The organism is Gracilibacillus ureilyticus (assembly GCF_900111195.1).
GTDB lineage: Bacteria > Bacillota > Bacilli > Bacillales > Amphibacillaceae > Gracilibacillus > Gracilibacillus ureilyticus.
In genome coordinates this window covers 26556-38293 of the sequence record NZ_FOGL01000026.1, presented here as the reverse complement: position 1 = coordinate 38293, position 11738 = coordinate 26556, and the positions used below count along the sequence as shown (strand labels likewise).

Annotated in this window: 12 protein-coding genes, 2 tRNA genes and 1 rRNA gene; 11 read left to right on the top strand and 4 right to left on the bottom strand. The window is 38.5% G+C overall.

Features of this window, described 5'->3' with window-relative positions; all coding sequences use genetic code 11:
• Positions 1-2: 2 nt before the first annotated feature.
• The 3 genes from rrf to BMW36_RS18985 all read left to right on the top strand — a co-directional run bounded on the left by rrf (position 3) and on the right by BMW36_RS18985 (position 430).
• Positions 3-118 (top strand): 5S ribosomal RNA (rrf, locus tag BMW36_RS18995).
• A gap of 21 nt (positions 119-139) precedes the next feature.
• Positions 140-216 (top strand) — tRNA-Met (locus BMW36_RS18990).
• Between the two features lie 137 nt (positions 217-353).
• Positions 354-430: transfer RNA gene (locus BMW36_RS18985), tRNA-Asp, on the top strand.
• Positions 431-504: 74 nt separating this feature from the next.
• Here the strand turns inward: BMW36_RS18985 and BMW36_RS18980 are convergent.
• Positions 505-1545, bottom strand: coding sequence for a saccharopine dehydrogenase NADP-binding domain-containing protein (locus BMW36_RS18980; protein ID WP_089744081.1), 1041 nt, complete (start codon positions 1543-1545; stop codon positions 505-507).
• Between the two features lie 145 nt (positions 1546-1690).
• Between BMW36_RS18980 and thiL the strand changes: the two genes are divergently transcribed.
• Genes thiL through tsaD form a run of 5 tightly spaced genes read left to right on the top strand, consistent with a single transcriptional unit; the run spans position 1691 to position 5296 of the window.
• On the top strand, positions 1691-2668 hold the full coding sequence (gene thiL / locus BMW36_RS18975) for a thiamine-phosphate kinase (RefSeq protein WP_089744079.1): 978 nt from the start codon (positions 1691-1693) through the stop codon (positions 2666-2668).
• Positions 2669-2675: 7 nt separating this feature from the next.
• Positions 2676-3131, top strand: a complete 456-nt coding sequence (gene tsaE / locus BMW36_RS18970; protein ID WP_089744078.1) for a tRNA (adenosine(37)-N6)-threonylcarbamoyltransferase complex ATPase subunit type 1 TsaE — start codon at positions 2676-2678, stop codon at positions 3129-3131.
• Complete coding sequence (tsaB, locus tag BMW36_RS18965; protein ID WP_089744076.1) at positions 3128-3835, top strand: tRNA (adenosine(37)-N6)-threonylcarbamoyltransferase complex dimerization subunit type 1 TsaB; 708 nt, start codon at positions 3128-3130, stop codon at positions 3833-3835. Before tsaE ends, tsaB begins: the two co-directional genes overlap by 4 nt.
• Entirely contained in the window at positions 3828-4274 is a 447-nt protein-coding gene (gene rimI, locus BMW36_RS18960) for a ribosomal protein S18-alanine N-acetyltransferase (RefSeq protein WP_175480525.1), read from the top strand. The genes tsaB and rimI overlap by 8 nt, the downstream gene beginning before the upstream one ends.
• Positions 4271-5296: a tRNA (adenosine(37)-N6)-threonylcarbamoyltransferase complex transferase subunit TsaD gene (tsaD, locus tag BMW36_RS18955; protein WP_089744084.1), complete on the top strand. Its 1026-nt coding sequence runs from the start codon at positions 4271-4273 to the stop codon at positions 5294-5296. Before rimI ends, tsaD begins: the two co-directional genes overlap by 4 nt.
• A 379-nt stretch (positions 5297-5675) precedes the next feature.
• Here the strand turns inward: tsaD and BMW36_RS18950 are convergent, their stop codons facing one another.
• A complete protein-coding gene (locus tag BMW36_RS18950; RefSeq protein ID WP_089744074.1) occupies positions 5676-7601 on the bottom strand; it encodes an ABC-F family ATP-binding cassette domain-containing protein in 1926 nt (641 codons plus the stop codon).
• Positions 7602-7808: 207 nt separating this feature from the next.
• Between BMW36_RS18950 and BMW36_RS18945 the strand changes: the two genes are divergently transcribed.
• Positions 7809-8447 (top strand): redox-sensing transcriptional repressor Rex, encoded by a 639-nt coding sequence (locus BMW36_RS18945; RefSeq protein WP_089744072.1) that lies wholly within the window; start codon positions 7809-7811, stop codon positions 8445-8447.
• Positions 8448-8476: 29 nt separating this feature from the next.
• On the opposite strand, the gene BMW36_RS18940 is transcribed toward BMW36_RS18945, so the two are convergent.
• Both BMW36_RS18940 and BMW36_RS18935 read right to left on the bottom strand, forming a co-directional pair.
• Positions 8477-8692, bottom strand: a complete 216-nt coding sequence (locus BMW36_RS18940) for a DUF4305 domain-containing protein (protein WP_089744070.1) — start codon at positions 8690-8692, stop codon at positions 8477-8479.
• A gap of 2 nt (positions 8693-8694) precedes the next feature.
• Positions 8695-9399, bottom strand: a complete 705-nt coding sequence (locus BMW36_RS18935; protein WP_089744068.1) for a CPBP family intramembrane glutamic endopeptidase — start codon at positions 9397-9399, stop codon at positions 8695-8697.
• A 256-nt stretch (positions 9400-9655) separates the two neighbouring features.
• Here BMW36_RS18935 and groES point away from each other — a divergent pair, with 256 nt between their 5' ends.
• A complete protein-coding gene (gene groES, locus BMW36_RS18930) occupies positions 9656-9940 on the top strand; it encodes a co-chaperone GroES (protein WP_089744066.1) in 285 nt (94 codons plus the stop codon).
• A gap of 63 nt (positions 9941-10003) precedes the next feature.
• Entirely contained in the window at positions 10004-11638 is a 1635-nt protein-coding gene (gene groL, locus BMW36_RS18925; RefSeq protein ID WP_089744064.1) for a chaperonin GroEL, read from the top strand.
• Positions 11639-11738: the final 100 nt, after the last annotated feature.

Sequence of the window (11738 nt, the reverse complement as noted above, 5' to 3'; positions counted from 1 at the left end):
AGTCTGGTGACGATAGCGGAGAGGTCACACCTGTTCCCATGCCGAACACAGTAGTTAAGCTCTCCAGCGCCCATGGTAGTTGGGGCTTTGCCCCTGCGAGAGTAGGACGTTGCCAGGCGTATATATTTATTCATATCATCGCGGGGTGGAGCAGTCTGGTAGCTCGTCGGGCTCATAACCCGAAGGTCGTAGGTTCAAATCCTGCCCCCGCAACCAAAACAATTATCTAACTATGTCGATTTACTTCATCAGTAGATAATGATAGTAGTACTTTGAGTGCAACCAAAACAATTATCTAATTACGTCGATTTACATCAGTGTTAGATAATAAAAGTAGTGCCAAAAAATTTAATGGTCCGGTAGTTCAGTTGGTTAGAATGCCTGCCTGTCACGCAGGAGGTCGCGGGTTCGAGTCCCGTCCGGACCGCCAGTATATGACTAACAATCCTTAAGTAAATGTACTTAAGGTTTTTTTGTATATTATTATATATGTGCCGCCAGATGTTATGTTAATTCTACTAAATTGACTCTTTCGTGTGATATCTCTGCTATAATCTCATCAAAAGCCGCAACTTCAAATGGAAAGTAAACACCGCTCACTTTTTTGTTATGTATTATTTTAGCTAACGCAACTGTGACCATTGCCGTCATCTCGTAATCGGAAAAAGCTGTTAGACAATATCCTCTCTTTATCGTCTGGTTTGAGATAGTTCCTCTAACTTCTACTGTTATGGAAACATCCTCTTTTAAAGAAGGGTCATGCTTTATCTGTTTTTCAAAGAGAGCGCGATGTTTTTTTAGTAATGGTAGAAGGTTTGTTGTCAGAAGCACTGCAACTTTCAGATTGAACAGTTTATCATTCCAGGCCGTCCAGTAATTTATTGCTGGAATAGCTAATTTATTTGCTAAATAGTCTTTTTCTGGATGGGAAATCAGTCGAACAGTGTTTTGGGTATGCGGCACCTTCCCTTTTTCCTTAAAACCTCGGACAGTTCTGGTTCCATAGGTAACAGGCTGAGAAATTAATTGGAGCATATCTATTGCGCCAGTTATTCCAGCATTTGCATTACTGCTTTGCAGGAAACTAACATTTACCTCATCTATCTCGTCAAAAGGAATGATAGCTTTTTTAACGAGCATTCCTGATAATCCTGGAATAAAACCGGCCATGACGATAGAACATGCTTTTCTGGCTTTTGCTTTATGCTCCAGATCATATATACAGTCAACGAGTTTTCCAAATGGTGTCACATCAATACATAAAATCTGACGTCTAATACATATTTCCTGAACGTGTGGATGTACCTGTTTCACACAAACAATTACAATATCAATATCTTGAATAACTTCTTCCACATTCTTTCTGTTATAAATATCAAGCAGGTGAAATTCAACTTGCCCTGGTAAAGATTGGATTAACTCTTTGCCGCGCAATTTTTTATAATCGGTAACAATTAATTCAGCAGGTGTACAGCTTCTTAATACTTCGTTACATATTATCTTACCGAGTTTTCCACCTGCTCCAACAACCATCACCCTTGTCATATGGAACAAGCCTCCTCTTCCTGATTATGTAATAAAACATATCCATATCTTATCACAGTATAATTGATTTTGGAGTTAATCTTTCAAAAACCTTAGAACTTTTGCTATGATATGTATAAAGATTAATTCATTCAAAGGGGTTTTTATGGACGAATTTAAGTTTATTCAATCTATTACGCCGAAGTATTACCACCAATCAAGTATAATTACAGGAATAGGTGATGATGCGGCAATTATTCGACAGCAGCAGTCAGATACAGTCATTGCAATGGATACAATGGTGGAGTCTGTTCATTTTTCGGAAAAAACAACTTCACCATATCATATCGGCTACAGGGCGTTAGCCGCAAACATTAGTGATATTGCTGCAATGGGTGGGAAAGTGACTGCATATCTTGTTTCTATTGTTATCCCTAAAAGGTGGGATGAGGAGAAAATCCGGGATATTTACCGTGGTATGAATGATTTAGCCGCACACTTCCAAATGGATTTAATTGGCGGGGATACGGTATCTGGCAGCCAATTGACTATATCGATTACAGTCATAGGCAGTGTTAAAAATGACCAAGCAAGATATCGAGGTGACGCTAAACCTGGTGATTATATATTTGTTACTGGTACGTTAGGTGATTCAGCTTGTGGCCTATACGTGTTACTTCATGGCGAGAGAGAAGAGCAAGACGAATTTAAATATTTTATTAATCGACACCAAATGCCATGGCCGAGAATTTCCTTTATCCAGGAATGTCAACAGATTAAACGTATGGCATTAAATGATGTTAGTGACGGTATTGCTAATGAGGCTAACGAAATCGCCGAAGCCTCTCAACTTCTGTTGGAATTAGATTATGAAAAGATACCGGTTCATCAAGATTTACGAAAGTTTCCCAAACACCAGCAATATAACTGGTCATTATCGGGCGGGGAAGATTTTGAACTTATAGGGACGGTACCTGCCGCAGATTGGGAAATACTAGAGAAAGCTGCTGAACGAACTAAGACATCTATCACAAAGATTGGTGAAGTAAAGGATATAAAAGAGAAAAATGGATCTGCCTGGATTTATCATGAAAATCAGTACAGGAAACTGGAAAGGTCCGGATATACTCATCTAAAAGGGTGATCATAAAATGGAGCAATATGTTTTTCAAACACAAACAGATGAAGAAACAAAAAAACTGGCTGAAAAGCTGGCACTATTAGTCAAACCCAGTGATGTACTCACATTGGAAGGAAACTTGGGTGCAGGCAAAACCACCTTTGTAAAAGGACTTGGTACAGGACTGGGTGTCAGGAGAACGATCAATAGCCCTACTTTTACTATTGTGAAAGAATATATGGGTGAGATCCCTCTTTATCATATGGATGTTTATCGCCTGGAAGAAAGTGATGAGGATATCGGCTTTAATGAATATTTTGACGGTGATGGAGTTACTGTAATTGAATGGGCGTCATTTATTGAAGATTTTTTGCCAGCCGAGCGGTTAGCTATTGAAATAAGAAGAAAAGATGAATATACTAGAGAAATTACAATGACTCCAAAGGGAGAGCATTATGAGTTTATTTGTAAGGAGTTATACAGATGAATATATTAGCAATTGATACATCCAATCAGGTAATGGGTGTAGCTATATCAAAAGATGGACAACTGAAGGCAGAGCATATTACAAATATGAAAAGAAATCATTCAGTCGGACTAATGCCTGCAATTGACCATCTTATGAAAGAAACAGATACATTGCCAGCCGATCTTGACCGAATTGTTGTGGCAAAAGGCCCCGGATCCTATACGGGTGTAAGGATAGGGTTATCTACTGCCAAAACGATGGCCTGGTCATTGAATATTCCTATTGTAACAATCTCTAGTTTAGAACTTCTTGCATACAATGGACAAGGTGCTGTGAAATATATCTGTCCATTTTTTGATGCGAGGCGCGGATTAGTTTACACAGGGCTGTATGAGGTAATAGGTGAAAGTTTAGCAGTAGTGAAAGAGGAACAAAACATTTCTTTTGAATCCTGGTTGATCCAATTAAGTGAACTTGATGAAAAGATCGTATTTTTAAGTCAGGATCTTGAATTACACCGGTCTCTTATTATCTCCATATTAGGAGAAAAGGCTGTCTTTCCAAAAGTAAATGCTTTACATTATCCCAGACCTTCTATACTCGCAGCACTAGCAGAAGAAAGAGCTCCGGAAATTAGCCATGAGATTACTCCAAATTACTTAAGAATGGTAGAAGCAGAAGCAAATTGGCTAAAAGAACAGGAACGAAAAAAAGATGAATAAAGTAGAATTCCGCCAAATGACGGAAGCTGATATTGATCGAGTATATGAGATTGACCTTCTTTCTTTTCCGAAGCCTTGGCCAAAAGATATTTATTATGAAGAAATGCAAACAAATAACTTTGCTCGTTATTTTGTAGCCGTAGTTGGTGATGAGATTGTCGGTTTCTGTGGTTCCTGGATGATTCTAGATGAAGCGCAAATTACCAATATCGCAATAGACCCGGCATATCGCGGAAACCACTATGGTGAAGGTCTTTTTCAATATGTATTGAATTACGCAGTTGCCAACGGTGTAAAACGTTTGTCATTGGAAGTGCGTGTATCAAATTTAGTTGCACAAAGAATGTATAAGAAATTTGGGCTGTTACCTGGTGGTATAAGAAAAAACTATTATACAGACAATCAGGAAGACGCATTAGTATTGTGGGTGAATTTATGAGTGAATATATTTTAGGAATTGAGACAAGCTGTGATGAAACAGCAGCTGCTATTATAAAAGATGGCCGTGAAATTGCTTCAAATGTGGTTGCTTCCCAAATAGAGAGTCATAAACGGTTTGGCGGAGTCGTTCCGGAAATTGCCTCAAGGCATCATGTTGAACAAATTACGCTTGTGCTTGAAGAAACTTTTGAAAAAGCAGGTTTAAAAATGGAGGATATCGATGCCGTTGCAGTAACCGAAGGACCTGGACTTGTTGGGGCATTGCTAGTGGGAGTGAATGCTGCGAAGGCATTAGCCTTTGCTCATAACAAGCCTTTAGTTGGGGTACACCATATTGCAGGCCACATTTATGCCAACAGGCTTGTGAAGGAATTTGAATTTCCGCTGCTCGCATTAGTCGTGTCAGGTGGGCATACTGAACTTATATTAATGGAAGAGCATGGTGACTTTAATATTATTGGCGAAACTCGCGACGATGCTGCCGGAGAAGCGTATGATAAAGTTGCAAGGACGCTTAAGCTACCATATCCAGGCGGGCCAAAGATAGACCAGTTAGCTCAGAATGGGGAACCAGTCATTGATTTTCCGAGAGCATGGTTAGAAGATGGTTCTTATGACTTTAGCTTTAGCGGTTTAAAGTCTGCAGTAATTAATACATTACACAATGCCAAACAGCGCGGACAGGAATACAAGAACGAAGAAATTGCTGCTAGTTTCCAGGCAAGTGTTGTAGAGGTATTAGTGGAAAAAACATACCGGGCCGCAAACCAATATGGTGTTAAGCAAGTCATTGTTGCAGGCGGTGTTGCTGCTAATAAGGGACTTAGAAATGCGATGGAAGCGAAATTCAAGGGTGAAGCGACGGAATTAATGTTTCCTCCAATCTCCTTATGTACAGATAATGCTGCAATGATAGCAGCAGCCGGCTCCATTGCCTTTAATCAGGGACATCGGGCTACATGGGACCTTAATGCAAATCCAGGCCTTGATTTAGAAAGATATGCTCGCAGAAAAAAATAACTTTAAAAAAGGTTACTTTATCTTTGTGATGAGTAACCTCTTTTTATTCTCATGGGAAATGAATCTTTAGATCAGTATTTTAACGAGTAAAAATACAAAGAAGTTTGTCGTCATAGATCTGGGGGCGGGAACTTATCCATAGTTAATTAACCTACTTAACTTATCAACTCGTAATCAACAACTTATCAACAGCTATGTGAGTAACTATTGGGATGACCGAAAAATCAATGTTAATATGCTGTGTGCTTTGTGGATAAAACATGGCTATTCTGTGGATAATGTGGATAAGTATATGGATAACCTGGTATAACAAGAGAATATTTCTCATATACCTGTGGATAAAAAATAGCGAGTCCCAAAGGGCAACTCGCCATTTTGTTTAATCTTCGTGAAGCTTTTCCCATTCTTCCATCAGCTTTTCAGTAGTTGATTTGATTTGATCACTTTTCTCTGTCAGTTCAAGTGATTTTTCATGATCCTGATAGATGTCAGGGGCACACAATAATTCTTCAATCTCTGAGAGTTCTTCCTCTAATTGTTCTACCCTTAATTCAATTTCTTCAATTCTGCGCTGCTTTTTGCGTTCAGCCTTTTTCAGTTCTTTTTCTTTCTCGAAGTCTGATTTCGTCTGCTGTTTGGTTTCTTTTACACTCTGATCGATCTGGAGCTCTTTAATTTGGGCTTCCTCTTGTTTCTTTTCCAAGTAGTAATCATAATCTCCAAGATATACGGTTGTCTGATTAGCCTGCATTTCCAGTACTTGTGTTGCCAGCTTGTTAATGAAATACCGGTCATGGGATACAAAGAGAATAGTACCGGGATAGTCAATAAGTGCAGCTTCTAAAATCTCTTTGCTGTCCAGGTCCAGGTGGTTAGTTGGCTCATCAAGCAGCAGGAAGTTAGCTTTTTCCATCATCAGTTTTGCAAGAGCCAGCCGTGCTTTTTCTCCACCACTTAATGCAGAGACAGGACGTAATACATCATCCCCACTGAATAAAAAGTTACCTAATACTGTTCGTATATCTTTTTCGTTCATTAAAGGGTACTCGTCCCATAACTCATTAAGAACGGTCTTTTTATCATGAAGCAATGTCTGTTCCTGGTCATAATAACCAATCTGAACATTTGCACCGAGCTGTATAGTGCCTTTGGCAGGATCTAATTGTCCGATTATATTTTTAAGTAAAGTAGATTTCCCGACACCATTTGGACCAACCAATGCCATACTCTCACCACGTGATAGATTAATATTCAGGTTAGAAAAAATAAAAGGATCTGATGACTCATAACGAAAGGCAAGGTCATTAATTTTTAATACATCATTACCGCTTCTTCGTTCAATGGAAAAAGAAAATCTTGCGGAACCCTCATCACCAAGCGGTTTATCCATCACTTCCATTTTCTCTAATTGCTTGCGTCTGCTCTGTGCCCGTTTTGTTGTAGATGCTCTGACAAGATTCTTCTGAATGAAATCTTCCATCCGCTTAATTTCCGTTTGCTGTTTTTCATATTGTTTCAATTCTCGTTCATAGTTTGCTGCTTTCTGGTCAAGATATTTACTATAGTTGCCATGATATTTGGTTGATTCATGGCGGGATATTTCATAGACAATATTAATTGTTTTATCAAGGAAATAGCGGTCGTGGGATACGATGACAACTGCCCCATTATAATTGTTTATATAGTTCTCCAGCCATGTCAGTGTCTGAATATCTAAGTGGTTTGTTGGCTCATCCAGGATAAGCACATCGGGTTTTGTTAATAATAGCTTTCCTAGTGCCAGTCTTGTTTTTTGACCCCCGCTAAGTGTTGCTATGGAAGTTTGCCACATAGATTCAGGGAAATCAAGCCCGTTTAATACTGCTTTGATTTCTGCTTCATACTGATAACCGCCAGCTGTTTTAAAGGCCTCCTGTTTTTGATCATAATTAGATAATAATTGTTCGTATTTTTCCTGGTCCTGCAGCAGATCCGGGTCACCCATTTTTTGTTCCAACTGACGCAGGTTCTTTTCTTCCTTAATAAAATGGTCAAATATTTTAAGCATTTCATCCCAAATGGTTTCCGTAGAATCCAGTCCGGTATGTTGAGCAAGGTACCCCATTGTCACATCTTTTGGTTTATGGATCTCCCCATCATCATAGCTTAATTGGCCGGAAATGATGTTTAAGAGAGTAGATTTACCTGCACCATTTCGTCCGACAATGGCGATACGGTCATGTTGCTTTATTTCTAGTTTAATATTAGATAAGATTAGTTCAGCACCATATCTTTTTGTTAAATTGTTCACTTGTAAATAAATCATGCTTGGTTCACCTCATTGATGTAAGTGTATCTTAACTGTGGGCCAATCTCAAGTAGTCTAAATCAGTTAATCCGGTATACAATGAATGCTTTACCTAATCAAACCAGGATAGTGAAATATTTCACGACTTTTGTTTACTTTTCTGTTAAAATAATAAGTAAGTACAAACATTCACAAATTTAAGTAGTAGAGTAAGGGGATTAAATAATGGCAAATTATAATAAAATACCTCAAGCTACAGCAAAGCGCTTACCTTTATATTATCGTTTTTTGAATAATTTACATATCCAGGGGAAAGACCGCGTATCTTCCAAGGAACTGAGTAATGCGATGAAAGTGGACTCGGCAACAATAAGAAGGGATTTCTCTTATTTTGGCGCATTAGGCAAAAAAGGGTACGGTTATAATGTCGATTATTTGCTCGGATTTTTTCGGAAAACACTAGATCAGGATGAGAATACACCAGTTGTATTAATCGGGGTTGGTAACTTAGGGACAGCATTCCTGAATTATAATTTCACTAAAAATAATAATACAAAGATTGAAGTAGCATTTGATGCAGACCCTTCAAAGGTTGGCAAAAAAATCGGTAACATCCATGTATACCATGTTGATGATCTGGAAGAACATGTTGGCGATATACAAGTTGCCATTTTAACAGTACCTGTCTCTGAAGCTCAGCCTATGGCAGATCGGCTTGTCCAGGCAGGTGTAAAGGGAATCCTGAATTTTACTCCTGCCCGAATTACAGTACCGAATGATGTAAGAGTTCACCATATAGATCTGGCAGTAGAGCTTCAATCACTGGTCTATTTTATGAAACATTATCCTTTAGAGGATGAATAAAAAAGAAAGAAGTGCTGCATGAAGAGCAGTCACTTCTTATTTTTTTTCTGGTTTTTTACTTTTTTAATACGAAAATGAAGGTTTATTAAACGTATTCCTACAACAAAGTCTATTGTTGCAAAGAATGCCAGCAGGATCGTAATAAAGTTAAAAACAGTACCTTCTACTGACTGAATGGCAATATAGGTAAACAATGCTCCCAATGCAAAGTAAAAGACAGCAGAAGCAAGTGGTGAAATTCTCATTTTTAAAAGCCTCCAAATAAAATCAACTGAACTTCTTCAAGCATTCGCTGCAATTCTTCAGGATCGATAGAAAATTGCATAATTACTGCCATTGTATTCATTGACATATGAACAATTATTGGCACAATAATTCGATTTGTCTCAACATAAACGAATGCGAAGACCATCCCAGCTAAAATATATGTTAGCAGATGATCAAAGTCCATGTGCAAGATAGCAAAGAGAAATCCTGATATTACAGCAGCAATAAAGAAATTCAAGCGCTTATTAAGTGTACCAAAGATTGCTTTTCTAAATACAAGCTCTTCCAGTATTGGCCCCAATATGGAGATAATAATAATAAATATTGGTAATTGTCTGGCAACTTCCATAAGTATTTGTGTATTCTCTGATGAGGTAGTTATTCCAAATACATAACGCTCAATAAGACCTGCAACACTTTGTGCAATAATTACCAGGATAAACCCGAGGACAGACCAGAGAATAATTTGTCCAATTTGTTTATCATCTGATTGAAAGAAACTGCGGATCTCATCTCTAAGTAAATAACAAGATACTACTAAAGCAGCGACAAATGTGAGAATACTCCATGATACGGTTAGGATTAGCGGATCCATATCTAACATTGCTTCTAGCGGAATAACTAAGTAACTGGAAAGTTGCATCAGTACATATGTGGCAATGACATATAGATACTTTTTTGGCAAAGTAAAACGACTCCCTTTATTTATTTTTCTTTACATGATACGTATTTTACCATAAAAAAAGAATGAATTTGAAATAGTAAGACTATTAATATAAGAGCAGGATGTTTGTACAGAAATTTTTTTCTGAATTTATGTACATTATACTTGCAAAAAAAAAGAGGATTCATTATTATAATAATTGTGTTAGCACTCCCTTGATGTGAGTGCTAACAAACGACAAAAATTTAATTGTAGATATCAAGGAGGTTTATTATCAATGCTTAAACCATTAGGTGATCGTGTCATTATTGAGGTTGTAGAGCAAGAAGAAAAAACAGCGAGTGGAATTGTTCTTCCTGATTCTGCGAAAGAAAAACCACAGGAGGGTAAAGTAGTTGCTGTTGGTAGTGGCCGTGTAACAGAAAACGGTGAAAAAGTTGCACTTGAAGTAAAAGAGGGCGAAACAGTTATTTACTCTAAATTTGCTGGTACAGAAGTAAAATATGAAGGTAAAGAATACTTAATTCTTCGTGAAAATGACATCTTAGCGATTGTAGGCTAACTGTTATTCGAAGTACATTTAAATAAATAACATAACATAATTTTTCCAAGGAGGTTTTCTATAATGGCAAAAGAAATTAAATTTAGTGAAGATGCTCGTCGTTCCATGCTTCGCGGGGTGGATACATTAGCGAATGCTGTTAAAGTAACGTTAGGACCAAAAGGCCGTAACGTAGTATTAGATAAAAAATACGGTTCACCATTAATTACAAATGATGGTGTTACGATTGCAAAAGAAATTGAACTTGAAGATAAGTTTGAAAACATGGGTGCACAATTAGTTTCTGAAGTAGCATCTCAAACAAATGACGTTGCAGGGGACGGTACAACAACTGCGACAGTATTAGCACAGGCAATGATCCAGGAAGGTTTGAAAAACGTAGCTTCTGGTGCAAATCCTGTAGGTGTTCGCCGCGGTATCGAAAAAGCGGTTGAAGTGGCAACAGAAGAGCTTCGCAAAGTTTCTAAACCAATTGAAAGCAAAGAGTCTATTGCACAAGTTGCAGCAATCTCTTCAGCTGACGAAGAAGTTGGTCAATTAATCGCTGAAGCTATGGAACGTGTTGGTAACGATGGTGTTATCACAATTGAAGAGTCTAAAGGATTCTCTACTGAGCTTGAAGTTGTAGAAGGTATGCAATTTGACCGTGGATATGCTTCTCCATACATGGTAACAGACCAGGATAAAATGGAAGCAGTTCTTGATGATCCATATATCTTAATTACTGATAAGAAAATCAACAACATTCAGGAAGTATTACCAGTACTTGAGCAAGTAGTACAACAAGGTAAGCCACTTCTACTAATTGCTGAAGATGTAGAAGGTGAAGCACTTGCTACATTAGTTGTGAACAAATTACGTGGTACGTTCAATGCAGTTGCTGTAAAAGCTCCTGGATTCGGTGACCGTCGTAAGGCAATGTTAGAAGATATCGCTACATTAACTGGTGCTGAAGTAATCACTGAAGATCTTGGTTTAGATCTTAAAAACGCAACAGTCGAGCAATTAGGCCGTGCTTCTAAAGTTGTTGTAACAAAAGAAAACACAACTATCGTTGAAGGTTCTGGTAACCCAGAAAATATCTCTGCTCGTGTAGCACAGATCCGTGCACAAGTAGAAGAAACTACTTCAGAATTTGATAAAGAAAAATTACAAGAGCGTCTTGCAAAACTTTCTGGCGGTGTAGCAGTAGTAAAAGTTGGTGCTGCAACCGAAACAGAATTAAAAGAACGTAAATTACGTATTGAAGATGCATTGAACTCCACTCGTGCAGCGGTTCAAGAAGGGATCGTATCCGGTGGTGGTACAGCACTTCTTAACGTATACAATCAAGTTGCTGAACTAAGCCTAGAAGGTGATGAAGCAACTGGTGTAAATATCGTACTTCGTGCATTAGAAGCTCCAGTACGTCAAATCGCAGAAAACGCTGGACTTGAAGGTTCAATCATCGTTGAACGCTTGAAAAACGAAGAAGTTGGCATTGGTTTCAACGCAGCAACTGGTGAATGGGTAAACATGATCGAGGCTGGTATCGTTGACCCAACAAAAGTAACTCGTTCCGCACTTCAAAACGCAGCATCTGTATCAGCAATGTTCTTAACTACTGAAGCAGTAGTAGCAGACATTCCTGAAGAAAATGCAGGCGGTGCAGGCATGCCTGATATGGGTGGCATGGGCGGAATGGGCGGCATGATGTAATATTAGAAAGCGGAAAGGGCTCGCCAGTCGCGACACGCATAAGCAGAGCGCCGTAGATGACCTGATCTTTGGTCCATTGGAGGTGAACTGCTTATGACGC

Coding starts and splice junctions, on each gene's coding strand:
- BMW36_RS18980 (WP_089744081.1), bottom strand. CDS start 1,545: ATGACAAGGGTGATGGTTGTTGGAGCAGGTGGAAAACTCGGTAAGATA.
- thiL (WP_089744079.1), top strand. CDS start 1,691: ATGGACGAATTTAAGTTTATTCAATCTATTACGCCGAAGTATTACCAC.
- tsaE (WP_089744078.1), top strand. CDS start 2,676: ATGGAGCAATATGTTTTTCAAACACAAACAGATGAAGAAACAAAAAAA.
- tsaB (WP_089744076.1), top strand. CDS start 3,128: ATGAATATATTAGCAATTGATACATCCAATCAGGTAATGGGTGTAGCT.
- rimI (WP_175480525.1), top strand. CDS start 3,828: ATGAATAAAGTAGAATTCCGCCAAATGACGGAAGCTGATATTGATCGA.
- tsaD (WP_089744084.1), top strand. CDS start 4,271: ATGAGTGAATATATTTTAGGAATTGAGACAAGCTGTGATGAAACAGCA.
- BMW36_RS18950 (WP_089744074.1), bottom strand. CDS start 7,601: ATGATTTATTTACAAGTGAACAATTTAACAAAAAGATATGGTGCTGAA.
- BMW36_RS18945 (WP_089744072.1), top strand. CDS start 7,809: ATGGCAAATTATAATAAAATACCTCAAGCTACAGCAAAGCGCTTACCT.
- BMW36_RS18940 (WP_089744070.1), bottom strand. CDS start 8,692: ATGAGAATTTCACCACTTGCTTCTGCTGTCTTTTACTTTGCATTGGGA.
- groES (WP_089744066.1), top strand. CDS start 9,656: ATGCTTAAACCATTAGGTGATCGTGTCATTATTGAGGTTGTAGAGCAA.
- groL (WP_089744064.1), top strand. CDS start 10,004: ATGGCAAAAGAAATTAAATTTAGTGAAGATGCTCGTCGTTCCATGCTT.